The sequence below is a fragment of the Pasteuria penetrans genome, assembly GCF_900538055.1.
In the GTDB taxonomy this organism is placed as follows: domain Bacteria; phylum Bacillota; class Bacilli; order Thermoactinomycetales; family Thermoactinomycetaceae; genus Pasteuria; species Pasteuria penetrans.
Genome location: NZ_UZAC03000001.1, coordinates 144,565 through 169,159, shown reverse-complemented (window position 1 = coordinate 169,159; position 24,595 = coordinate 144,565). Strand labels below are relative to the sequence as shown.

Sequence of the window (24,595 nt, the reverse complement as noted above, 5' to 3'; positions counted from 1 at the left end):
AAACAAGTTGGGGAAGGGGGACAGGTTATGCAGTTGGATCCTTCATGGTCCTTCTCATCCGGACAAGGACAGGGACCTACAAAAGAAGGGGGGAGTAGTGGGCAAGGGGAGGAGTTACGGGCGAAGGAACGGGTGAGGGAGTTGAGGGTTTGGCTGGAGGAGCAAAATCGCCGTTATTATGATTTGGACTCCCCCCATGTTCCGGATTCATTGTATGATGCCCTTTTACAGGAATTGCTTCGGTTGGAGTCGCGTTTCCCACATCTGAGGAAAAAGGATTCACCTAGTGAACGGGTGGGGGGGAGGCCATCTCATTGGTTTGTAAGGGTGGGGCACAAGAATCCCATGCTTAGTATACAAAATGCCTTTAAAATAGAGGATTTGAGAAGTTTTTTGCATCGTAATGAATCGGTAGCGGGGCAACCGGTAGATTATGTTTGTGAGGCGAAGATTGATGGACTTGCCCTTTCTTTGCACTATGAGAAGGGGGATCTGGTCCTTGCTGCTACGCGTGGTGATGGGAAAACGGGGGAGGTGGTTACGGATAACGCTCGCATGATTCAGTCCCTCCCCCTGCGCTTGACGCGTCCTCTGACTTTGGAGGTACGTGGCGAAGTTTACTTACCGTTTTCCATGTTTCGGCGTCTCAACGAAAAGCGTGTGGAGAGAGGGGAATCTGTTTTTGCTAACACCCGTAATGCAGCTGCGGGTTCTCTGCGTCAGTTGAAACCTGATGTGGTGGCGGAGCGGGGGTTGCGTATGGCCGTTTATTCCCTTGTATCCTGCGAGGAGGAGGGTTTACCGACCACACATAGCAGGGTATTGGAATATTTGGATAGCCTTGGTTTTTTCGTCCATCCGGGTTGGGAAAGGGTCCGAGGCTTGGATGCCATTGTTGCATGCTGGGAGGGTTGGAGGTCCCGAAGATCCCAGTTGGGGTTGGCTATTGATGGCGTAGTGATCAAGGTGGATGATTTGGATCTGCAGCGTCGCCTGGGGGCAACGGTCAGGCAGCCCCGTTGGGCCCTTGCTTACAAGTTTCCAACGTCTGAGGGAGTAACCAGGGTATTGGATGTGGATTGGCAGGTGGGGAGAACGGGTGTACTCACTCCCGTCGCTCTCCTTGAACCCATCGAATTGAACCAAACACAGGTGAAGAGGGCCACCCTTCACAACGTGGTTATGATAATGGATAAGGATGTTCGAATCGGGGATCAGGTACGTGTTCATAAGGCTGGGGAGATCATTCCTGGGGTGATCGACGTAGTTCTTTCCGAACGTATTGGTTTGGAGCGGAGGGTTGAGGTGCCTACCCACTGTCCCTCTTGTGGGGGTCCATTAAAACAGGATTCGGCCGTATTGCGTTGTTCTGCCCACGGTACCTGTCCTGCTCAGGCCCAGGAGATGGTACGGCATTATGTTTCCCGAGGGGCGTTGCAGATTGAGGGCGTGGGCGCGAAGATGATTCAGCATCTATTCGAGGCGGGTTTGGTGAGTGATGTGGCTGATTTGTATGTTCTGCGTGTGGAAGATCTACAGAAGCTCCCTCGCGTGGGTGAAAAGGTAGCGAGGAAATTGGTTCAATCTATCCAGTGGAGCAAGAGGTGTTCCTTGGACCGGTTTTTATTTGGTTTGGGTATTCGGTATGTAGGTGGACGGGTGGCATCCCTGTTGGCCCAACATTTTGGTACGCTCCCCAATTTTCTGAATGCCACGGAGGAAACCCTCCATTCCATTCCCGAAGTGGGTCCTATGGTAGTACAGAGTGTGATGGCGTCCCTTTCCTCGCCCGCATTTCGTGATCTTCTATCACGTTTGAAGGAGGCAGGTGTCGAGCCGTTGCCAGCCCCCGCCGTGGATTCCCCTCCCCGTTCGGTGTGGATGGGGAAGAGCGTTGTGTTGACTGGAAGGTTGTCCTCGATGACACGGGGGGAAGCCACACGGTTGCTGCAACGGCAGGGAGCACGGGTGGTTTCCGCTGTGAGCAGAAAGGTGGATTGGTTGATCGTTGGGGAGGGCGCAGGAAGTAAGAAGTTGGTTGCGGAGGATTGGGGTATCGGGGTGCTAAGAGAGGGGGACTTTCTGCGGATGCTTACTGAATCCGGGACCATGGATGAAAACTATGGAAAATAAAGAACATAACCCTTTTTATTGTGGATCCACCTATTGGAATGCATGTACATACCACATTGTTATAAGAAGTGTGTAAAAGGATGCGGAGATTGGGATGGATTTTTTTCCATGTAAATTTCCTCTAGTACAACTTGATAGTTGATAGGTTTTAATTCCTCTTGTATAAGGTTATACAATGGAAGCAGATCTGCGAGATCTCCTCTCAGGGTAGCCGCCGTGTTCGTTACATGGTGTGCAACCTTAAATTTTTCTACTATTTTGATAACTATGGGTGCGTGGTCCGTGTGGCTAGCGGGTGTGTTTTGGGGTGAAAAACTCATATGGAGAAGGGCTTCGGATGACATCGATCAAGGACCTCCTAGGGATTTTAGTAATAATAGGAACATTATTTTAATAAAAATTACAATTGCAGAATAACAAACGAATAATTTCTCTATTTGATTATAACGTGTATAAGTACATCTGTCTAATGGTTCTCTTTGGTATATTAAATTGCATTCCGAATACGGTGTCACTCCAAAAATGGGTAATTTTCTATATTTTTCACACGGTCCGTGGAGTTCTTTTCTGGGGATATTCTTCAACATGTAATCCAAATTATTATAGGTATAAAAGTAAAATTTACATGGTATTATGGTTTTCCTATTTTTTTATTAATATAAATATGTTTACACAATATCGATATCAATAAAACGGATTTGGGGATCGTAATGCTTATAGACGTAAATGGGAGGGGGTTGTTCGCCCCCCTCTACGAAGTAAACGGGTTGCGAAGCATGTGCTGTCGTGACTGAGGCCGCGGGGGCGATCGCGGGGAGTAGTGTACCTGACTACTGTCCTAGACAAATTTTGAAGCACCTTAGACTTTGTTTGTGCAAACTCACCCAATTTTATGAATGAATTATATTTTAAATAAATAATACTTTCTAGTATGGTAGTTTTCTTATAAAATTCCTGTATAGACTTTTCTAGGAATTTTGCGCACGCGATTGGGAATAACTAAGCTTTTGGATAAATATTTGACAATTTATAAATATTTGTGATAGGATCATCGCGCTACTGTGACGGTCATGTTTACCTAGTATATCCTAAGTCGTGATAGCAATTTCGATCCTATATTGCAAAGGAGTTGGGTTTAAGGCATGGGGAAGAGAATTTCCCTAATAACAATAGTACCCCTTGTTTGGGCAATGACTGTTTCCGAAACCGTAGTCAAAGCTGTGTCCCCGTCCGGTGTGGTGAGCTCATCAGCAGACTTGGATGATACCAACATCCTTGACGGAGGGGTCATCGGGGCAATAGAGTCTGATGTTGTGGAACGATCCGACAGGGGGGTAATGGCGTCCTGGGCGGATAGGCCCCAAATACGAGGTAAACGAGATTGCAACACGTGTGCCATCGTAGGTGGGGCTGCAGGTGCGGTCACGGGGATCATTATGTATCTGATACTGTCCTAGATAAATTTGGGTACCTTGAACCTTGTTTGTGCAAACTTACCCAATTTTATGGATGAAGCTCCCCCTTGAAAAGAAATTCCCTTTTCCTGCGTAGTAGGCCCCTCATAAAATCCCCGATTGTGATGATCATGTTTCCATCCAATAGTGTTCCCGAATTGTTATGGTGGCAATTCGAGAATATACTGTTCAGAAAAGGAGCTGGTCTGAAGCATACCGAAGGAAATTTTTTCTAACAGTGACGTTACCCCCAGTTTCGGCGATGACTGTTTCTGGAATTGTGGTTGAAGCTGCGTCTCCGTCTGGTCTATTGGGCCCCTTGATATAATGACATGTGGGTATAATAATAGCGGATTCCCTGTAAGAAGTGGACATGAAATATGGCATGAAGAAAATTTTCATTGGGATTCGGGTAAAAGATGGGTCAGAAGTGGACACATACTGCCCAGGTATCTAGGTGATGCGATGGTCGAGTAGGGCTGCATCTCAGCCAACCCTCTCACAGAACCACACGTAGTACTCTCGCATTATGTAGCTCTTATGGTCCCATAGGATCCTGCCCATCCAAGAACCCCCGTCTGGTGTCACGTTTTCTGTGCCTTCCTCTGCTGTGTTCTATCTGGGTTTCGATCCGATGTTGCTTGGTCCAACTTGCGATCATCCCTTTGCTTTGGATTGTACGTCGGCTGGTCCAGGCAGACCATTCAACCCCCTCGTCCTCCTCTCATTACAAGGGTTTCTCCACTACTATGAGTTGATCCGATCCTGTTCACGGAAGCCTCGATATACCCCTTTATCCCCCTACACCCGACTAGGGCCAGGTATCCATGCAACAGTCTCTCGTGGTTCCCTTATGAAGGCCCCTAAATCAGGTTCATTCCATCTGTATACAGGATGCCGCCAGAACAGTAGGTGGGGTTCGTCCTCCATAGCTTCGTTCCGAGGATAAGTCCCTTGTTTCGACATCGACCACGTCTTTCGATGCTTTTCCCCCATGGTTCACCTTACTAATCTCCCCGATTCATGCAGGACAGGATTCTCCCATCCTGCCTTTTCCAGGAATGCTCACCACCATTGCTCTTTACAACAGCAGCACTGGGTGGTTTGAAACCTGCATACCACCTGCTCTACCGATTTCGGGGGGGCCCCTCTCCCATATCCCCCATAGGGCACGACACAACACACGAGTCCTGTTTTGTAAGGGGCCTGATTGAAATACTGGGTTTCTAACCGACATGGAACCAGTTGGCGAATCGGTGGAATTCGAGGTAAAAACTAAGGAATTGTCACAGAGCCAGGGGGACGGATTGCGGATTATACACTATGAACGTGGGAGTTACTATACAGGGAATGGGGATTGAAATATCGGACCATGGTAGACCCAAAACCGGGGGGGAAACCGATTTGGCACTTTTTTCATGTTTATTTCGCATAATCCGACGGCGCCCACAAGCCTACATAGGACTGTTATTCAACGAATTCATTTCAATGGCTGTTGTTTTTGCTTACACTACATTACTGTATCATCCCAGATTGCAGATTTTACTACAAGGAACGGACATGTACACGGAAATCACGTTCCCCGCTCTGTCCCTTGGGGTTCTTTTGAGTACATCCGCCCCTATTTATTACTCTTTGACTACACTCTATCGGAGCCGCCAAAGTCAGTTTGGTGTTTTTCTACTTTTAGGGATAAAACCACGGCATTTTTTGACTTTGTTGCTGTTGGAAACAGTGATCGTTGGTGGCTGTGCTGTTATCGGGGGTACGGTATTAGGTATAGTTTTGAGTCTGGGTTTGTTATTTTTTCTGGGTAAAACTTTTGAATATATGGAATTTCCTTTTTATTTTTCCTGGACAGCCTTGGCAGATTCCGTTATCAAATCCCTACTCCTCTTCATAGTATTGGCCATTTTCGTTCCTTTTTTTGTACAAAGGAAGAGTCCGATTCAATTGCTCCAGAGCGGGAAGAGGATGGACGATCAACCGGATTTTTTTCCAGGTTCCCTACGAGCTATCATAGCAGTCCTCTGTTTTGTTTTCCTTTTTGCCATTTGTTTTTTCTTGCCTACGGATATAGGTTGGGGGGCAAGTGTATTTTGGATGTTGTATGCCTGTTTTTTTCTTGCCATAGTGGGTAGCCATTTTTTTTATCGCCAAAGCAGTTTATATCTAGCCAGCTTTTTTCGCTGGAAGAAGAATTTTTCCTGGAAGGGTATACGACTACTTTGGATAGGGGATATGGTACATCGTCTGAGGGATAATTCCCGTTTCTTTCATAAATTTTCCATATCTTTAATGGTTCTTTTTATTTTTTCAGGTGTCGGAGTTGCCTTGATGCAGTGGCCCGTAAAGGAAATTGTACGTATGATGGGGGGAACGGTTCCGCAGGTAGAATCTGCGTTACTGTATCACTTAGGTGAAGAGAGTACAATTGATTCCGGGGTAGAAGAGAAGCTGAAATATATGGATCGAATCCTATTGAGGGAGGGATTGATTCGTATAGATATATCTTCATTGATTATAATCAATGAAGATGAGAAAATTAATAATGAACACAGGCTAATGGATGATCAACGACGTGAGGTTTTGCAAAAGGGTAACAGAACCACCCATATGCGGCATCACCAAGGAGGGTTGTTCATTTCTCTCGGGGATTACAATCGAATGAGGAAGGCCTCTGGAAAAACCATTCTATCCCTTGATCATGATTCAGCCGCGGTGTTGTGTGAACAAAAGACTTGTTTAGATCCAGAAATTCCGATGAACTCCATACCTGGGAAATTGGGTGTTAAGGAGGTACAGTATTGGAAACGGATGGGGTTGATAGCTCCCCCCAAGCATGTCGGGAATGTCCCCCAGTGGATATTGGGGGATAGGGTGTATGAAAAGGCTCTACAATACCCTGGTGTCCAAAAATTTCTTGATGCCAATTACCTAGTACCGGAACGTCATATGCATATGAGCCCTAAGCTTTTCGAGGTGTTGGTAAAAGCGCAATCCCTGGATGAGGAGAATCGGTTTGGGAGCTGGCGGGATCAGATCGGGGATCAAAGTTCCGATTCCTTTATCTATAGCGAAGTGGTTGCAAGATACCGGCCGATCCTATTGGGGATTTTGTATCTAATTTCACTTTTGATCACTGGCCCTATCGCGGTGATCTCTGCTGGTAATATGCTATTCTTTCGTGTTTACAATGATATAGAAGATCGGAGACAACAATTTAAAAATCTATTTCGGATCGGTTTTTCTATCTATGATATACAAAAATCGTTTTATATTCAAATTATTTTTATTTTATTTTTACCTACATTGTTGGCTTCCTTTCTAACATTCTGTCAAATTTACTACGGGGCAAGGTTGTTAGAACACTGGCTTCCCATGGAAATAGAGATAGGGAACAAACTTTTTATTTCTACTGGGCTCGTTATTTTCATATGGTTAGCCCTTCAGGTTGCAGTTTTCCTTCCTGCACGTTCACGGGTATTGCATAAGATTAGGGGACAATGAACTTGAAGTTTTTGGGGTAGGTTTATAAATTTTAATGATTACGGAACCAGGGGGACCCAGATGGGTCCTATTTTTTTATGATTCATAATGAAAAGATGCCGTAAGGACTCGAATCGGGGCAGCAGCCCTACCCAGAATGTATTTCACAATGGGAGAGGCAAACGTTTAGACTATGTGATATATACGTATCAAATAACAAAAATTATATAAAAATATTTAAAGATTAAGCACTTTCCATCCCTTACCCATTGAAATCCGGAGACCCCCTGCCGTGAATTCAGGGAAAGATAGCATCATCCATTGGGGGGTAGGTCAGGAGATGTTGTTTAGAGGGAAAAGAAATTGGATTCTGCATGGGAATGTATGGGCGTGCAAAGGGGGTGTAGGGAGAGGGGTATACAGAGGGGCGGGAGGGAAGCTTATGATCGTACCGAAGAGTGTATGGATTTCGGATGTAGATTCAAAGTCAGTGCAGGGGAGGTAGGGAAAACCTGTGGGGCATTGGATCGCATCATTGGATCGTGTATAGGTAAGATGTTTATGGGTCATGTAGAGGGGAGCAAGAGGATTAGGTTTTCCTTACGGGATGAATGATTCTATGAATGGCTAGGATGGGGGAAGGCTCCCTAGGAGTTGACAACGAACGAATCGAAATCGTGTGTCTTCCCTGGTTCCTGCAGGGGGTCTGTTGGGCCCATTCCTATGGAAATCTTGTCGGGGAGGGGGCAAGGGGAAAGATTGAGGGGGCAAAAACAAAAACCCTGGGTTATAGCGGACCGTCTCAGGGATAGGCGATTCATAAAGGGATATGGGAGTGGATTTATTTCTTTATGGAGTTTTTCTCCTGGGATGCCTGTTCCTGCTTCCCGCGTGATGGAAGTTGTGCTGTGTGTAGGCGGTGTTTTTTATGATTCTTTGCGATCGTCAGGGCCCGCAGAGGGCCTTTTTTGTGTATCCTGTATTCGGTGATCCTCGTGGATGGGGTGGCGGTCCTTTTTCATTTCCGTCCATGTTTTTCAGGGGATTTTTGCAAGGCCCAGGAACTTGACAGGATATGGTAGAAATGCTATAGTGAACGCGCCTTTAGCAATGCGGAATGGGCGCCGGAGTAAGGGTGCATTGTTGGAAGAGGGGGACTTCGCGTATGCGTATCCATCTACGGGGAGATCGAATCGCCATCACCGATGCCATGCGGAGCTATGTGGAGAAGAAGGTGTCCCGCTTGAGGAAGTATTTCGAGGGGGAAGAGACGGGAGCTATGTTGGATATCCGTGTGGTGTTTTCCGTGCAGCGTGAGCTGCATCGATCGGAGATTACCATGCAGCTTCCTGGATTTCTTCTTCGTGCCGAGGTGTCGAGTGATGATATGTATGCGTCGATCGATTCTGCTGTAGATAAAATCGAGCGACAGATTCGTAAGTATAAAACCAGAATGCACAGGAAACCGCGCCATGATGTGGCGGTTCAGCAAAAGAAGGCTATTGAGGGTAGATTGGAGCAGTGGCCTCCCTCCGTTCCTGGTATCGATGATGAGGAGGAAATACAGATTGTTCGCACCAAACATTTCCCTCTGAAGCCGATGAATGAGGGGGAGGCCGTGTTACAAATGGAGTTGTTGGGGCACAGTTTTTTTGTTTTCTCCGACGATAGGACAGGAAGGACTAGTGTCGTATACAGGCGGCGGGATGGCCGTTATGGGCTTATTAGTCCAGGTGGGGATTGAATTCCCAGTTCTTTTCTGTACATGGGGGACGAGTGATATGATGCAGGGATTCGTTCCCTCCTTCGTGGGTGGGGTTGCTCCCCTCGTGTTGATAATGGGTAACCATGTCCTTCATAAGTAAAAATATGTTCTTAACAATTTGGTTTAGGCTATCCATAAATTAGTTAATAAATGTTAAAATATAGATATGATTCCTTTGGGTATGGGTATCGATGCTTCTGTTGCAATCATGAGGGAACTGTCATTGGTTGGCTGTCGTGCATTTTTTTGTGCGAGCTTGTTTCATCACACCATATCTGCGTGAATTTGGAGAAATACCTCCTCCGTGGCATGAAAAGCATCGTTGGATCTGCTACACTGAATCTTATCAGGAGTATGCGTAAGGCGTGTTGTGGTAGTTGTGGTATAGGTAGTTACCGGCACTGAGGCGGGAGGCGGACGTGTGCTATGTTAAGGTCCATGCGCAGATGGTTGGATGGTAGCGAGCGAAAAATAAAGAAAATGTTGGCAATTGCTGATCGAATCGATGCTCTAGAGGCGGATTATACAGCCCTCTCCGATGGCGAATTGTGTGCTAAGACGGGCGAATTTCGTCAGCGTATGGAGGCTGGGGAAAGTCTTGACTCCCTCCTCCCGGAGTCCTTTGCGGTGGTGCGAGAGGCCTCCAAACGGACCCTGGGTTTGCGTCATTTTAGGGTGCAATTGGTGGGGGGAATGGTTCTCCATCAAGGTGATATTTCGGAGATGAAAACGGGGGAAGGGAAAACCCTAGTTGCAACCCTCCCTGCCTACCTCAATGCGTTGAGTCAGAAGGGTGTTCATGTCGTTACCGTCAACGACTATCTCGCTCAACGGGATCGTGAGACCGTGGGTAGGATTTATGAATTTTTGGGGCTTACCACGGGGTTGAATTTAGCCCACATGCCTCCGGATATGAAGAGGGAGGCTTATAGGGCCGATATTACCTTTGGTACCAATAATGAGTATGGCTTCGATTATTTGCGTGACAATATGGTTTTACACAAGGAACAACTCACACAGCGTGATCTTCACTATGCGATCATTGACGAGGTAGATAGTATCCTGGTGGATGAGGCTCGTACGCCGTTGATCATTAGTGGTCAAGCTACCAAGGCCACGGATCTTTATTATATGGCGAATCGAGTCGTTCTTTCTTTGGATAAGAAAAAAGATTATAGCGTTGATGTCAAAACAAAGCAAGTTTCGCTTTCTGAGTCTGGGGTTGAACGTGTAGAGAAGGCCCTGGGAATTGATAATCTCTATGATCTCCGTCATGTAACGGTCAACCATCACATTCAGCAGGCGTTGAAAGCCCACGTTCTTATGAAGAGAGATACTGATTATGTAGTCAACGAGGAAGGCGTTCTCATCGTCGATGAATTCACCGGTCGTCTGATGCGTGGTCGCCGTTATAGTGATGGATTGCATCAGGCCATTGAGGCCAAGGAAAATCTGCAGGTTCAGCATGAAAGTATGACACTAGCCACCGTTACCTTGCAGAATTTTTTCCGCCTCTACGACAAGTTGTGCGGTATGACGGGAACGGCGAAAACGGAGGAAGAGGAATTTAGGAAGATATATAAGATGCGGGTTTTGCAGGTTCCTACCCACCGCCCTATGATTCGTGTGGATCTGCCCGATATCTTGTACCGAGGGGCGAATGCCAAGTTTCGTGCGGTCGTACAGGAGATCGTTCATCGGCACGAGAAGGGACAACCTGTCCTGGTGGGGACGGTTTCCATTGAAAATTCGGAGCGTTTGTCGGCTATGATCGCAAAGCATGGTATTAGGCATGAGGTGCTCAACGCTAAAAATCATGCACGTGAGGCTGAGATTATTGCTCAGGCTGGTCAGCGGGGCGCGGTTACCATTGCCACCAACATGGCAGGTCGTGGTACGGATATTGTATTGGGTGAGGGTGTTTCCGATCTTGGTGGACTCCACATCATTGGTACGGAGCGGCATGAGAGTCGTAGAATTGATAATCAATTGCGGGGTCGTTCGGGACGGCAGGGAGATCCTGGTTCCTCCCGGTTCTTCCTCTCCTTTTCCGATGACCTTATGCGGCGCTTCGCATCCGAGAAGACGGAGAAGCTTGTGGAGAAATTGGGTATGGAAGAGGACCAACCCCTGGAGAGTAAAATGTTTACACGTGCTGTGGAGAGGGCCCAAAAAAGGGTTGAGGGTAACAATTTTGATGCGCGCCGTTGGGTTTTACAGTACGACAATGTTCTTAGTCAACAGCGGGAGATTTTGTACAAGCAGCGTCGTCAGGTCTTAACTCAGGACAACCTGGACGGGGTTTTCCAGGGAATGGCAAAGGCTGTTGTTGAGCGTACAGTCCGTGCTCACACAGCGGATGAGTTGACGGAAATGTGGGATTTTGGGGCAATCCGTGATTTTATGGAAAGCCATTTGTTACCGGAGGGTAGGGTGAAACTGGAGGATCTCCAGGGGAAGGAACCCGCGGATATGGAGGCGTGGCTCCTTGAGCGGGTCATGGCTTATTATCATGAGCGGCAGGAGGCATTGGGCAGGGATCAAATGCATGATTTAACGAGGTCTGTTCTGCTTCGTATCGTGGACCGTAAGTGGACGGACCACATCGATGCGATGGAGCATCTGCGACAGGGTGTTCATCTGCGTGCCTATGGTCAGGAGAATCCCCTTCGTTCCTATCAGATGGAAGGTTTTTCGATGTTCGAACAAGTTATTTGGGAGATCCAGGTTGAATCTGTAAAACATGTTTGTAAGACGGTCATTGTCAAGGAGGGGGAATCAACTCGGGGGGAGGAAGAATCAACGGAACCCGATTTTGATTTCCTTGAAAGAATGTTGAGGGAAGCGGGCCGGGTAGGGATTGGCGGTGAGACCAAAGCGGTGGGTCCTGTGCCGCCAGAGGAGAGGTCCCAGCCAGGCGACGAGGGGGATGTGGTGTCCGGAGGTTTACAAATAGAGGAGGAGAAGAAGCAACGGAGGGAGCGGGATGGGGATGGAGAATAAAAATTTGCGGCAGTCCCTACTAGAGGCGGAGCACAAACTTGCCGAGTTACGGAGGTTTCTTTGACCCCGAATCGTTGAGGGTCCTTCTGCAGGAGAGGGAAAACGAATTATCAGATCCTGGTTTTTGGCAGAGGAGTCCAGAGAGTCAGAGGCCCGTTATTGATGCGGTGAAGGTGTTGCGGGAGAGGGTAGCTACTTGGGATTGCCTGGTGCGACAGTGGGAGGATGCGGAGGTTTTACAAACCTTGGTGGGGGAGGAGGGTGGTATTGAGCTCCAAGATGAATGGGCATCGACTGTGGAGAAGTTGTGGTCCAATTTAGAGAGTTTTTCAATGACTCTCCTCCTCTCGGGTCCTTACGATCGGTACTCGGCCTTTGTGGAGTTACACCCTGGTGCAGGCGGTGTAGAGTCCCAAGATTGGGCTGCTATGCTATTGCGTATGTACACCCGCTGGGCGGAGCGAGTGGGTTATCAATCGGAAATTCTCTCCCTATTACCGGGCGGGGAAGCTGGGATCAAGGGGGTGACATTGCGCTTCCAGGGTTCCTATGCCTATGGTCGTTTGCAAACGGAACGAGGTGTACATCGCTTGGTACGCATCTCCCCTTTTGATGCTTCTGGGCGAAGGCATACCTCGTTTGCCTCGGTGACGGTGATGCCCGAGTTGCCACCTGAAGAGGCGGTTGAAGTTCAGACTGCGGATCTCAAGATAGATACCTATCGGGCTAGTGGTGCCGGGGGTCAACATATCAATACAACGGATTCGGCTGTGCGAATTACGCACATTCCGACGGGCCTTGTGGTGACATGTCAATCTGAGCGTTCGCAGATTCAAAATCGTGAGCGGGCTATCAAGGTATTGCAAGCCCGTTTGACGGCCCACCGCGAGGAAGAACGTCAACGCGAGAGGGAGGATCTGCAGGGGGAAAAGGTAGGTATCGATTTTGGTAGTCAGATTCGTTCCTATGTGTTGCATCCCTATCAGATGGTGAAGGATCACCGTACTCAGTATGAAACGGGGAATGTTCAGGCTGTATTGGATGGGGATTTGGATTCTTGTATTGCTGCTGCTTTGCGCTGGCAGTTGGATCAATCAAAGAAATGAGTGGATGGGGTGTTGTGGGTATCCATATAAGGTACGACGGGGGAGTGTGAATAAAAATATTATGGGAATATGGGGGTTGTTGATGGGGGTCCCAATGGCTGGATTGGCTATGGGGATTTTCTTATTCCTTCTGGTTGTGTTTGGGGTTGTTTTCGGAGTGCGTGTATATCGTCGTAGACAATTAGAGGTTGCCGAGTTGGAGAAGATTTTTTCTGAGAATACGTTGGTGGATCGTTCAGGGGACCTTGTCAGGGAATTGTGTAGTCAGGCTACGACGCGTCAGCATAAGGCGATCGCACCGTCATCCCGTGGTGATGGTAGGCGTGGTTCTTCGGACATAGGAACATCAAGTGGGAAAAAGAATGCGGTCCGGCGTGCCGTCCCTCGGCGGTCGGTGGTATCCTTACCACCTGCCCCTGCCCAATTTCCGGGTAAGAATGGTGGGGGTACAGGGAAGCTATTTGTTCCTCCCATGCAGGGGGTAAAGAAGCAGCAGAATCGGGAGGATAGGGTAGTGGAATCTTTGTCATCGGGGGGGACCACAACGGGACGTTATGATAGGGTTCCCGGTGGCACGTTAGATGGTCGTTGGTTTACGGTGCCCCACCAGCAGCGGGATCCATGGCGGTTACCTACCCCTTTGCCGACGGAGGGTGATGCGGGATTATCCGTGGAAGGGTACAGAGGTGGGAAGGTGTTGGGTGGACCCTGGTCCGAAACACCGTTCTGTCAAGGGGTTCTAGAATTAGGATCCAATCAAGGGATTACCGCGCATACGCAGAGGGATGGTACCCCCCAAGAGAAGGAGATGGATCGGTTGTATGCGGATAGTGTTCTGCGATCCTTCTTGGGACGCCATCGTTCCTGGGGGGATCAGCAACAGCGTCCCTGTTCCCCCCCTCAGGGTTCGGTACTACCAAAAGGTGGTTGGTCTCCGTCCCTGTCCGTACGGGTACAGAGGAAGGGGGGACATCAGGATCTTGTCGGGGGCCGATCCCCCAAGGCAAAATCGGGGCTGCGTCGGCGGCGTAAACTAGTAGCAGCGCGGGGCATAATAGATAAGTTACCCGCTCGGCATGCTAGTTTGGGGGGGCATGCGCGTCAGGCGGGTCCTTTGTGATGAATGGGTTCGTAGGGATAGGCCGAGGGTGGAACGTTTTCTTTGTATCCTATGGTCTATTCCTGGTCACCTTCATCTCTTTTTTAGGGTCATCTTGCTCTGATGATCGGGAGCTCTTGGGTCCGGAAGGCGATCGACCCAAGAGTCTAGGTCCCGTCTTCAGGAGGAATGATTGCGGTAGTTGTCATGGAAAATTGGGGCAGGGGGGTGGAATTGGTCCCTCTATACGTGGTGCGTGTCAAACCAGAGGGAAAGGGAAGGTTAGAGATGTATTACTTCGAGGAAAGGGAAACATGCCCTCCTTCCCTGGAATTGCGAATGATCCCCGACAGGTGGATCAATTGTGTAATGAACTGGGGTATAATGAAAAGCAAAGATGACCTGGTCCGAGTTGGGATTAGGTCATCTTTGCTTTTCATAAGATGATGTCGGTTGCAAATAGCCTATTTGTAAACTATTCCGGGATCGTGCAATTTCTTACGGAGAATGTTCTGTTTGTGTCCCTGGGTGTCCGTTCCCTATATCCCTAACTTTTTTATAAAATTTGGATCCTGCTAGATTTGAATGTCCCCTATTGTTATTCCAGGGTATGCGGGGAGATAATTAAGATGTATGGAGAAAAATAGGTACTCTTATCCAAACCATATTTTTTTATTTTTATGTAGTAGTATAAATTGTATATTATGAATCTGTAAGGGGAGGCCCAAAGATGGGAAAAATCTCTCCTAAAAAACTTGGTCAAGAATTTTCATATTACATTATTACATGCTATAATGACATTGATGGTAATAGGGGTTCGCCAGTATATATTAAAAGCAGACTGGAACCCATAACGGGAGGAGGTCCTATTGCTTAACTTCTGAAAATTATGGGACTACAGGGGATATCCAAATACTATGATTCTATATAAATATAATAATGGATTAAAAAACAATATTAACATTGGATATAATATAAAATAGGAGACATGATCCATGAAAGTAATAAATATATTTATAAATAGATACAATACGGTAATTTTATCACTATTTTTGGGTAGCTATCCCGTCATAATAAATGATCATAGTTCTATTTTTGCTGCGGATGGGTCAGGGAGGCAGCAGTATCAATCAACCGAAATACCCCGACTCTGGAGGAGTTAGCACAGAAAAGTCTTATGCGTAAGATGTTAAAAGATATGATAACAGATGAACCATTATCAACAGGAGGGAAACAATGGTATGCACGATTATTAGAATCAGCACGATCGCGAACCAATGAGTTACCCATACCAGAACAGCTGAAGAAGGAATTGGGAAGACGATGGGTGGCAGGGCAATGGGTGACACAAATAGATAATATGGTACCATCATCTATGCCAAGGCGGGAAAGAGAGGAACTGGTGAGACAAGGGATGAGGGAAAGGAGGAACCATTTGTCTCTTGATCTGCGGCCGATGGCACAAAATTAGGAATGTAGTCCCCGCTGACACTCCAGGGAGGGGGATCGGGCGAATCTATGCACCAGGAAGTGTAGCACCAATACCAAATGCACATTCTAACGAACGTGTTAGTGAACGTGTACCTTGTTTCCATCAGTCCATTTGTAGATATTCCAGTTCCAATGATCATAATAATGAAAAAATTTATGATTCGAAACCTAGAACCAATTATACAAATAGAATACAGTCTGAGAATAGAAAAAGGAAATCAGAAATAGAGGAAATAATTGAATCTATAGAGGAAGGGAGCAAACCCTCGACTTCACAACAGGCTAAGAATACCAATACGGGTACGGAATCTCTCGGTTCCAACAACCCTAACGATAGGAATATTAATTATTCGCAGTCCAGTACCAGCGGTCTCGGTAGAACTCAGCCCGCACATAAAAAAGGAAAATCAGAAATAGAGGAAATAATCGAAGCCATAGAGGAGGGGAGCAAACCCTCGACTTCATAACAGACCAGGAATAAGGAAGGATCTGCTTCCCCTAACAACTCCGGTGGGAATGACCAGGGAAAAAAAACAACACACGAAGATTTGAGATAGGGAAAATAGGGTTACTTTAGGGGGCGGGACTGTCAGGGTTCATCCCCTTTTTCTAGAGAGATGGCCAACGAGGGACCGTGCAATTTCTTGTGGGGAATGCCCCATCTATGAATCTAGTCTCACCTTTTGGCAAAGCAATTGATAACATAATAACATTTTATTATGACACTGTTCCTGTTTTATATTTTCGGGGGAAGTCCCCAAAATACTCCGCATCCGAAAAGAAGCGAGAAGCCGCAAATTCCCTTCGAATCATGTCGTCCTTAATCAACATTCCTACGTGAGATCCTTCTACTCAAGGATCTTCAGGGCCACAATGTATCGAGAATTAAGCATCTCAGTACAATGCCCATGGTTAGACCGAAGATAGCTCCGAAAAGGGTACTCTTAAGGATATTCCTAATACCCCTACCACGACCGAAAAATATAGCCCCCCCTATGGCTCCACGGAGGGTACCAGACAATAACCCTTTTCTGCAACCGCTGGATAGGTAGAGTTGGTCCATCCAATTCGTTCCTGATCCATTTTCATCTATGGGTGCTAATGTGACTGTTTCTGACGATGCTTGATCATTGTATGAAGCTATGGTATCAACGGTAGATGTGAGGAAGAGAGCTAATATCAAAGTGATAGGGATCATTCTAGGAAGTACCTTGCCAATAACAGGGAGGAGAAGGAAGACCAGCCATCTCGGGTTTGAGGTGGTTCCAGCACTTTGTATCCGTATTCTCATGGTAGATGAATCAACCTCCTGTTTTTATGAAGGGGATCAAGGGGGAATAACTACCGTAATGCTCCTAGCTTCTCTAGTTTCCCTGCTGGAGTGTGTGGGGGATAACAGCTGTTGAGGAGATTATTACTCCATTCTCAAAGGGGTCCATAAGGGGAAAGGCATGTCGCAATGTATCCCTAGCTTTCCTGCGGGGGTATGAAGAATAACAGCTCTTAGGGTTCTTGGGGGGACGTAGAGTCAGAAAGGGCAGATAATCAGACTTTTCCCTTGATTGTAATGAAGATGAACCCCCTAATCCGAATTCTCTTTCACAATTCTAATTTGAACATAAAAACCTTAGTTCTGCTGACCCTTACCCTGTTTTTGAAAATCATGGATCGCTACTTTTGTCCTTAGACCAGTGTATACAAAAATATCTTAGCTGTTCTCGATCGAAATTCCTGGAAAAAATTCCCAAAATCTAGAGAATTTTAAGACTACAGTACTTCAAAGATAAAGCGTCCTAAGCACCATAAGTATCCCACCACAATGCCTATAACCATGCCAAAGACGCCCCACATGAGGACATTCTTGCGACTTTTGAAAACAAACGCTGTCGCGCATAGGGTACCAAGGATAGCAAAATTAAACAAATTATCTTTGCATTCGTCGGACATAGTAAATCGACCTGGCCAATTCATTTTGGATCCATCTTGATGATCTATAGATGACGGTGGGATTGTCTCTGACAATTTCCTATGATCGGGTGCATCAGTGGCGCGAATGTCGACGGCAAATAAGAGGAGGGAGGTCAATAAGGAGGCAAGAAAGGCTATTCTGAGAAATATCCCATTTAGCATAATGACACACCACAGCCTTTTTCGAAGTCGGTATAAAACATTATAAAACATCTTGTTGTGAGAGAATCACGAGTATATGAATATGGGTCTCCAAAATTTTGCTGCTGTGGCCTAGTCCTCCTTTGTGATCAAATATCTTTGGAACATGTTAAAAAATTTTTATTTTTTCTATATTTTATGGTATTTATGGGGTCTAAATTATGGTGATTCATCATGTATTTTTCTTGCCTTTTTCTATACTTGGGAGCCTATTGATTTGGACCTTATGTATCCCGTGTAACCACCCTCTCGATTCTCGCGAGGGGGATTCTGCCCGGTGGTAGGTTTATTCCGTTCCTAAATTTACACCCTTGTGCTAATTTTGATTATAGGAATGCTGCTGCAGATTCCAGTGATCTCCTCAATGGAAAAAAACTCATCCAATTACAGGGGAGTTCTCCCACCAAAGTTGTCATTTGCTGTTCCTGTCCGGATGAGTCAGCCCTTTCACACAGATACCTTATAACTCATTACGGCCAATCTGCGCTCCAAATACAATACCGTACCGTGACCATGACTGACTACTACGTGCTGATCCAGTTCCATGCATAGGGCCGCAGTTATGTTATCTTTGGTATTGGACCTCTGGCGGTTATCGCCGGAGGGGTCCGTACGACGGCCTCCCAAGTTGCATGGAGAGATCTTTTGTGGAGTTCATTCCGCCTATCGCATAACGCTAAAATAGGAAACAGGTCACCCTTTTTAGCTTTGTTCCAGAGTAACGTGCCACCCTTGGTTTTGACACGGATTACGACTTTCGATGCGTCATCGAACAGTTCGCTTTCGCTGATCTCCTCAACACCCGTCTGGCAGGAATACTTTGCCCCACCTTTTCCCTGATTGCTCACTACCAAGGTACACTCAAACCCCGGGTAGAATCAGAGTAATTTGAAATCTTCCCCTATTGTCCCGGCTTCGAAGGGCCAAAACACAGCACACAACCTTTCTCCATCACTTCTGCACCTAGCTTGGTTTACGCACATCCCTTGGAGAAGGATATAACTGTTTTTTTACAACCTTTTAAACCATGTATTGTATTGGATATCATTGCGTCGCTATCTGTAACAAAGACTCTCCCGGGGGGGAATCGGATGGCAACGCGAAGTGCTACCTTACGGGCAGGCAGGTCGCGCAAAAAACAGGAATCCGGATCTAAAATTACTTCCACTTTCTAATTATGCACTTGATACCATCGATACTAGTCCAAACGAAACCCCCTGGGAGGACCCGGATAGCCATACGGAATGCTGCTTTAGCCGCCTTCTTAGCAGCTTTTTCGACAATGTAGGTACCTACCGGAATTGAATAGGAATCCTCGTCCAGGATCATTTCCAAAGCACATCCGCCCGCATCTTGCAAACTCACGCCTCTTTTAGCACGATTTGTGCATGTATCCACTTTATATTCAGAGTCACGCATGAAAAATACTGTGGGTATGAGTTTCCTATCAACTGTAGAAACCAGGGCACCCACTTTTTCCCCGCTTTCTTTATCTACAATGGTGTGCCCTACAATGTAAGTGGATAGGGGGGAATCATTAAAAAATTTCTGTATTTTTTCAGGGGTAGCCGTTGTCGGAACCCATTGAGACAATAAAACTCCCTGGGTATCCACTCCCAAGCCTCTTTTTCTAAATTCCTCTGATAATTTTCCCTCTTCTTTGAGTGGTTGTCTCATGTATTTTCTTATGGAATCGGATAAATCGACAGGAAGGTCTTGATCTGTTATTTCTATCTCCCTTAATCCTGATTCAGCGGGATCTATCCATTCAGAGGATATGTCATGCATTGGGCTTTCTGATGAGATATGCTTCTCTTTACTGGGGGATGCTTGGATTGAGCTGGATATTGAAATCAAAGAAGTACTAAACAAGGAAATAACAGACACGATCGTAAGCTTTCTCATGGGAGATACTTGCAAACAGACCATCTCCAATCTATATTTTTGATTATTTTTAATCATTAAAGTAAATTCCCCCGTCAATATTGCATTGGCATTCACGACATGAGGGGGGCAATAACGAGGATCACCACTTGGCCGCCAGTGGTCCGAGAGTGAGGTACATATCTTTTCGCAGAGAGTTCGGAAGGGGGGGGGAAACCCATCCAAATGCTTTTGAGACAGAGTGGGCCTAGTGGAGCGTTAGAAACAGTATCCATAAAGGAGGTTGTTCTCCCATGGTGTGCTGCTCCTGCGCAAAGGAAAAGCCACGGCTTCAGGAGTCCCAAACCTTATTACTCCCAGAGTAGGAACCTCCCCCTTTATCTTATCACCCGATAAAGAGGATATGAAACCCTCCATCCTAAGCCGCTTGCTATTAGGGTCTCTTGGCCAAACTTCGGACCTGAAATATCCCTGGGTGGTTTTTTCCTAATTCTGGATTGTAAGGATGAGTTAGGTGGGGGTCCCAGGTTTCCCGAATCTTCACAGGAATACCTGATTCCCGGGAATGGACGGTTGGCAATGGACTCTAGGATATAACTCATTTCATGGTGCTGGTGCGCGAATTAAAAATCAGGTGATTTGGTTTTTTCTGGTATTAATTGTATTTAAAAATAGGATGCATTGATTGCTAATAGTAAATTAATTGATTCTTTATAATATGTACAGATAATTTTTAATGTAAATAATAAATTGAATAGTATGAATGTTTTGGGCCGGATACAATGAAACGTAACGCTTATGGTTGGATTTCTACTATAACCATGGGAACTTGGTTTTTGAATCCATGTTTGTGGAAAGGAATGCCCTATTCCGTACATCTTAGCATGACAAATAGATCAGCCTATAGTGCCGGTTATTTGTATGAATATTTTTAATTATGAGGTATATTAATCACTATATTGCATCCGGTTGCATCCCAAATTTGGTGTCACCCCCCAAAAAAGTGATTTTAGGTTCCTTATCCTTGCCCGCGAATCGCTCCCCTGGGGATATTTTTTAACCAATAATATTGTTTATGAAAAATATAAAAGTTAAAATGCACGGAGGCTACGATTCTGTATAATTGAGTAAATTTTATAAATATTTTTAAATTATATAGGACGACTGCCCTGATACCCGTTTTTGGTATCACCTAAGAAGCTTCGGTTTATATGGTGCTGGCGCGGTTAACAAGGTTCACAATTGTTTCTTGAGGTTCCAATAAAAATGGGGAATGATCCTTTGCCGATTCAGGGTCTCCGGATTTTGATGGGTAGGGTGTGGGAAGGACCTAATCTTTAAGTATTTTTTTATGTAATTTTTGTTAATTTGATACGTATATATCACATAGTCTAATGTTTGCCTCACCCATTGTGAAATACAGATCGTTTGTAAATGAGAGGGGGCTGTTCATACCCCGCATATAGCACACAAACAAGGAAGCGTTTGCGCATCTTTCCGATTTGGATTCCCGCCCATAACTTTCCTGATCCATGGACCCCTCCTCAGAATCCACAGGGGTCCGGATTTTTCCTTACTAACATTTTCTAAGACCCATCAGTAACCTGATGGGTCATTTTTATGGTCAGGGATGATTTTTTCGGGGCAATGAACTTTTTTTTTTACGAATAAATGCACATAGTAACCTGTGAATGCGCGGATCTGTAAACGTTGCTAAAGAACAGATCGGGATTGTGTACCTGGATTTATTATATAATCATATATTTGTATTATTTCTTGCCCCTTTGACAGTTCATGGTAGGGTAGGGAACACACTGGAGGGGGGATTATATTTGCAGGCATGCCACATGTCCCGTCGTAGAGTGATACCCCCCCCTGGCTTGTATAGAATACCACCGGATCCCCCGGCTGAGGGTAGGATGTCGTCGTTACCCCATTTGGGTCGCTCCGGAGGGGGGGGTAGGGGTGGTCCCCCTCCCCCTCGGGGTCGGAGGAAACTTTTTTCCTTGAAGTGGTTTTCTTTGGTGGGTTTCACCTCCCTTTTTATGATTACAGCAGGGTTTGCGACACTTATTCTCATGAACAAAGTGGATGAGAAGGAACTGAACCGGTTGACTTCCTCCTTGCCGGCTAGCTCGTCCATGTATGATGACAAGGATCGTCGTGTCGCCACGATTGGGGATATGGATCGTGAGTTTATCAGTATGAGGCAATTATTGGTCCATAATCCTAAACTACCACAGGCCTTCGTGTCTATGGAGGATAAACGATTTTTTGAACATGGTGGTGTTGATTATAAGGCCATAGCTCGGGCGGCATGGGTGAGCCTCAAATCCCTGAGTCCTAGACAGGGTGGTGGTACGATCACAATGCAGGTGGTTCGTAATTTCTATAGTAAGAGGGAAAAGACCCTTAGTCGTAAGGTCCAGGAGGTTTTTCGATCTATTAATCTCGAGCGGGAACTGTCTAGTTCTATGAATCAACGAGACGCAAAAAATAGAATTTTGGAAACCTATCTAAATATTGTCAGTTTTGGGGGTAATATTCAGGGTGTTTCTATGGCGTCCAAGTCCTTTTTCGGAGTGGATCTGACCAAGCAAACCCTGGAACCTTATCGTGTTGCCCTATTGGTAGCGGCGGTGAAAGGACCCTCCATCTATGGACCGATATCCGAAAATGTATCTAAGGCGATTTCGCGCCGGAATCGAGTGCTTGATGTTTGTGTAAAGGAGGGTGTTTATTCACAGAAGGAGGCGGAAGAGGCGAAGAAAAAAACCATGGGTGTGGATCGTTTGAAACTGAGGAAGTACCAACAACGTATCACCTACCCTGCCTATAAGGAACTGGTCATTCGTGAGTTGGAGAGGGATTATAGCATCGAGGGTTCACAGCTTCGGTTGGGGAATTATCAGATCTACACAGGTTTGAACACGGACATCCAAGGAGCGACGGATAAAGCATTGACGGATGACTCCTATTATCGGGCTAGTAAGGATACTCCGGGTTCTGATACCTCCAGGTGGGAGGCAGCGAGTGCTACCGTTGGGGTGGAAAATGGCCTGGTGGCGGCAATTGGTGGGGGCAGGCGTTATCGTCCAGGGGATGTAATCACCGGGGCAAGTCATCAGAGACAATATGGGTCGGCTATCAAACCCTTGTCTGTATATGGTCCCATCATCGAGAAGACACGGGGGAAGATCAACGAATACTCAATTGTATCGGACGAACCGGTCGCGTCGAACCAGTGGCCGGGTGGAATGGGTCCCAGGAACTATACCCCGGGTTATAAAGGGAATTTGCCCTTTTCGGATGCGGTGGCCCAATCCCTTAATGCGGCTGCCGTGCAATTGTTATTACAAGTTGGATTGGATGAGAGTTTTTCTACACTGCAGGGGTTGGGTATCAAATTGGACCCTGCTGATAAAAACATGGCTCCGTTGGCCTTAGGGGGTCAGAAATATGGGGATACGGCATTGGCCCTGGCAAGAGCCTATACTGCGATCCCTAACAACGGTCGGGTGATTTGCTCCCGTTTCATACGGAGGGTTGTGGGCCCTGATCATCAGGAGATATCTCCAGAGAGGGGTCCGGATCTCAATGGACAGGCGTGCCAGTATGTTGATGGGAGGCCTAGTTTGCCTGTTTTTTCTACTCAAACCTCATGGTATTTGATTCGATTGTTGAAATACGTGACAGGACCGTCGGGTACGGCAAGAAAACTCTCCTTGAGTTGCGGTCAACCCCTCCGTGCAAAGACGGGAACAACACAGAATTACATGTCTGCAGGGTTGGTTGCCTTCACACCCCACTATGTGGTATACACAAATGTTTATGATCCCAGCCATGATCCTTCCAATGGGGGGGTGAGTAGTGGTGGCCCCCCTCTATCGATGGTTCGTGACATCCTAGAGGCGGCTGAATGTAAATCTTCCTCCAACGTTGATTTTGTGAAGCCTCCAGACGTCCAAGATCCTACCCCCCCCGTTACTGTCACTGGGTTGGGCTTACGGTATACTTACGATCCAGTGGGTTCATCCGTTCAGCTCACCTGGCAACCCCAGTTGAGTGGGCCTGCCCCGCTCTCCATGTCCATCACTTATCGCATAACCCGGACGGAAGGGGGGGCGAGTAAGGTTCTTAGTAATAATGCAACGGGTAAAGGTTTCACAGACTCCAATGTACTTCCTGGGAAATCCTATGAATACAAGGTGGAGTCTATGATAGGCGGTTCTGTTGGTTATGGTGAGAAGATCACGGTGGATACCTCCGCCCCCACGGGGGAATCTGGGAGTCCCCCCCTCTCTCCCGATGGATCCCCCCCACCTCCTCCGCCCGGTGGTGAGCCACCCCCTATAGGTGAACCTTTTCCTCCCCCTGGTGGTGGGGGGATCTCCCCTCCCCCTAATGATAAGGGATTGACTTCCCCTGGTAGGGAATCCCCTTCCATTGATAGGGGGAGATTCATCCCCACGAAGGAGGGGGGGAAGATACATCAACCGGGTCCTCCCGGTGACAGTGTTTCTTCCGTATCCTATTCCCATGGGATTTCTTAGATGATAGCTCGTTCTCTTCACATCTTATTCCCATGGGGTGTATTTCCTATAGGGAACACAGGTTTAGGGACCCATATATTGTAGTGGGTCCCTTTTTTTATGCCCATACATAGGTAAGATGTTGCTGAATCCATCTATAATGGGGGGAGAACAATGGGTTTTCTATTTGCATAGGGCTTGTTGTTCTCATGGTTGGGCACCCGTGTATGCTGAATTTCTATATATACATATATTTTACTAAATATTCAGTTATAATCCATGTTTTGAAACCTTGTGTGCCGAAGGATTTTCCAGTGATCTGTTTTCATTCAGACGTGGGTAGTATGTTTTCTTTGGATCCTCCCACCGTCTTTATTTCCCCCGGCTATAGGGGAGGATGGTCCCATTTTTGGTTCTCTGTGGGTATTTTCCATTTGTTTATCCTTTTATTCCTTCGCGGGCCATGATAG

The 24,595-nt window shown here is 46.6% G+C and carries 16 protein-coding genes and 1 pseudogene; 12 read left to right on the top strand and 5 right to left on the bottom strand.

Annotation, left to right across the window (positions count from 1 at the left end; all coding sequences use genetic code 11):
• Positions 1-27: 27 nt before the first annotated feature.
• On the top strand, positions 28-2,133 hold the full coding sequence (ligA, locus tag PPRES148_RS00685) for an NAD-dependent DNA ligase LigA (protein ID WP_149452768.1): 2,106 nt from the start codon (positions 28-30) through the stop codon (positions 2,131-2,133).
• 1,142 nt (positions 2,134-3,275) lie between these two features.
• Complete coding sequence (locus PPRES148_RS12150) at positions 3,276-3,590, top strand: hypothetical protein (protein WP_149452767.1); 315 nt, start codon at positions 3,276-3,278, stop codon at positions 3,588-3,590.
• Positions 3,591-4,461: 871 nt separating this feature from the next.
• On the opposite strand, the gene PPRES148_RS12700 is transcribed toward PPRES148_RS12150, so the two are convergent.
• Positions 4,462-4,590: a hypothetical protein gene (locus PPRES148_RS12700; protein ID WP_281289882.1), complete on the bottom strand. Its 129-nt coding sequence runs from the start codon at positions 4,588-4,590 to the stop codon at positions 4,462-4,464.
• Positions 4,591-4,991: 401 nt separating this feature from the next.
• On the opposite strand from PPRES148_RS12700, the gene PPRES148_RS00675 reads away from it, so the two are divergent.
• The 9 genes and pseudogenes from PPRES148_RS00675 (at position 4,992) to PPRES148_RS00635 (ending at position 15,520) form a co-directional block, all read left to right on the top strand.
• Positions 4,992-7,097 (top strand): FtsX-like permease family protein, encoded by a 2,106-nt coding sequence (locus PPRES148_RS00675; protein WP_187820293.1) that lies wholly within the window; start codon positions 4,992-4,994, stop codon positions 7,095-7,097.
• Between the two features lie 342 nt (positions 7,098-7,439).
• Positions 7,440-7,691: a hypothetical protein gene (locus PPRES148_RS00670; RefSeq protein WP_149452765.1), complete on the top strand. Its 252-nt coding sequence runs from the start codon at positions 7,440-7,442 to the stop codon at positions 7,689-7,691.
• Positions 7,692-7,699: 8 nt separating this feature from the next.
• The gene (locus PPRES148_RS00665) at positions 7,700-7,888 is read left to right on the top strand and encodes a hypothetical protein (RefSeq protein WP_149452764.1); all 189 of its coding nucleotides are present in this window, start codon (positions 7,700-7,702) and stop codon (positions 7,886-7,888) included.
• Between the two features lie 353 nt (positions 7,889-8,241).
• Positions 8,242-8,820 (top strand): ribosome hibernation-promoting factor, HPF/YfiA family, encoded by a 579-nt coding sequence (gene hpf, locus PPRES148_RS00660; protein ID WP_149452763.1) that lies wholly within the window; start codon positions 8,242-8,244, stop codon positions 8,818-8,820.
• 447 nt (positions 8,821-9,267) lie between these two features.
• Positions 9,268-11,634 (top strand): annotated as a pseudogene (gene secA, locus PPRES148_RS00655) (preprotein translocase subunit SecA); the annotation flags it as partial.
• A gap of 199 nt (positions 11,635-11,833) precedes the next feature.
• Positions 11,834-12,950, top strand: a protein-coding gene (gene prfB / locus PPRES148_RS00650; protein WP_246142867.1) for a peptide chain release factor 2 whose coding sequence is annotated in 2 segments (ribosomal slippage) — positions 11,834-11,905 and positions 11,907-12,950 — 1,116 coding nt in all. Because the reading frame shifts where the segments join, the coding sequence is not laid out codon by codon here.
• An 82-nt stretch (positions 12,951-13,032) separates the two neighbouring features.
• Positions 13,033-14,070, top strand: a complete 1,038-nt coding sequence (locus PPRES148_RS00645; RefSeq protein WP_149452760.1) for a hypothetical protein — start codon at positions 13,033-13,035, stop codon at positions 14,068-14,070.
• Positions 14,070-14,450: a c-type cytochrome gene (locus PPRES148_RS13160; RefSeq protein ID WP_425468255.1), complete on the top strand. Its 381-nt coding sequence runs from the start codon at positions 14,070-14,072 to the stop codon at positions 14,448-14,450. Before PPRES148_RS00645 ends, PPRES148_RS13160 begins: the two co-directional genes overlap by 1 nt.
• Positions 14,451-15,247: 797 nt before the next feature.
• Complete coding sequence (locus PPRES148_RS00635) at positions 15,248-15,520, top strand: hypothetical protein (RefSeq protein WP_149452758.1); 273 nt, start codon at positions 15,248-15,250, stop codon at positions 15,518-15,520.
• Positions 15,521-16,402: 882 nt separating this feature from the next.
• On the opposite strand, the gene PPRES148_RS12145 is transcribed toward PPRES148_RS00635, so the two are convergent.
• The 4 genes from PPRES148_RS12145 to PPRES148_RS00615 form a co-directional block, all read right to left on the bottom strand.
• Complete coding sequence (locus PPRES148_RS12145; protein ID WP_149452757.1) at positions 16,403-16,831, bottom strand: hypothetical protein; 429 nt, start codon at positions 16,829-16,831, stop codon at positions 16,403-16,405.
• Between the two features lie 476 nt (positions 16,832-17,307).
• Positions 17,308-17,670 (bottom strand): hypothetical protein, encoded by a 363-nt coding sequence (locus tag PPRES148_RS00625; protein WP_149452756.1) that lies wholly within the window; start codon positions 17,668-17,670, stop codon positions 17,308-17,310.
• Between the two features lie 599 nt (positions 17,671-18,269).
• Complete coding sequence (locus PPRES148_RS12140) at positions 18,270-18,563, bottom strand: hypothetical protein (RefSeq protein ID WP_149452755.1); 294 nt, start codon at positions 18,561-18,563, stop codon at positions 18,270-18,272.
• A gap of 304 nt (positions 18,564-18,867) precedes the next feature.
• A complete protein-coding gene (locus PPRES148_RS00615) occupies positions 18,868-19,692 on the bottom strand; it encodes a hypothetical protein (RefSeq protein ID WP_149452754.1) in 825 nt (274 codons plus the stop codon).
• Between the two features lie 1,733 nt (positions 19,693-21,425).
• Between PPRES148_RS00615 and PPRES148_RS00610 the strand changes: the two genes are divergently transcribed.
• Entirely contained in the window at positions 21,426-24,146 is a 2,721-nt protein-coding gene (locus tag PPRES148_RS00610; RefSeq protein WP_187820285.1) for a transglycosylase domain-containing protein, read from the top strand.
• The last annotated feature ends 449 nt before the right edge of the window (positions 24,147-24,595 follow it).

Bases quoted from the DNA above. Each gene is read 5' to 3' on its own strand.
- PPRES148_RS00625 (WP_149452756.1), bottom strand. From the start codon at position 17,670: ATGCTAAATGGGATATTTCTCAGAATAGCCTTTCTTGCCTCCTTATTG.
- hpf (WP_149452763.1), top strand. From the start codon at position 8,242: ATGCGTATCCATCTACGGGGAGATCGAATCGCCATCACCGATGCCATG.
- PPRES148_RS12145 (WP_149452757.1), bottom strand. From the start codon at position 16,831: ATGAGAATACGGATACAAAGTGCTGGAACCACCTCAAACCCGAGATGG.
- PPRES148_RS13160 (WP_425468255.1), top strand. From the start codon at position 14,070: ATGAATGGGTTCGTAGGGATAGGCCGAGGGTGGAACGTTTTCTTTGTA.
- PPRES148_RS00635 (WP_149452758.1), top strand. From the start codon at position 15,248: ATGATAACAGATGAACCATTATCAACAGGAGGGAAACAATGGTATGCA.
- PPRES148_RS00665 (WP_149452764.1), top strand. From the start codon at position 7,700: ATGGCTAGGATGGGGGAAGGCTCCCTAGGAGTTGACAACGAACGAATC.
- PPRES148_RS12150 (WP_149452767.1), top strand. From the start codon at position 3,276: ATGGGGAAGAGAATTTCCCTAATAACAATAGTACCCCTTGTTTGGGCA.
- PPRES148_RS00645 (WP_149452760.1), top strand. From the start codon at position 13,033: ATGGGGGTCCCAATGGCTGGATTGGCTATGGGGATTTTCTTATTCCTT.
- ligA (WP_149452768.1), top strand. From the start codon at position 28: ATGCAGTTGGATCCTTCATGGTCCTTCTCATCCGGACAAGGACAGGGA.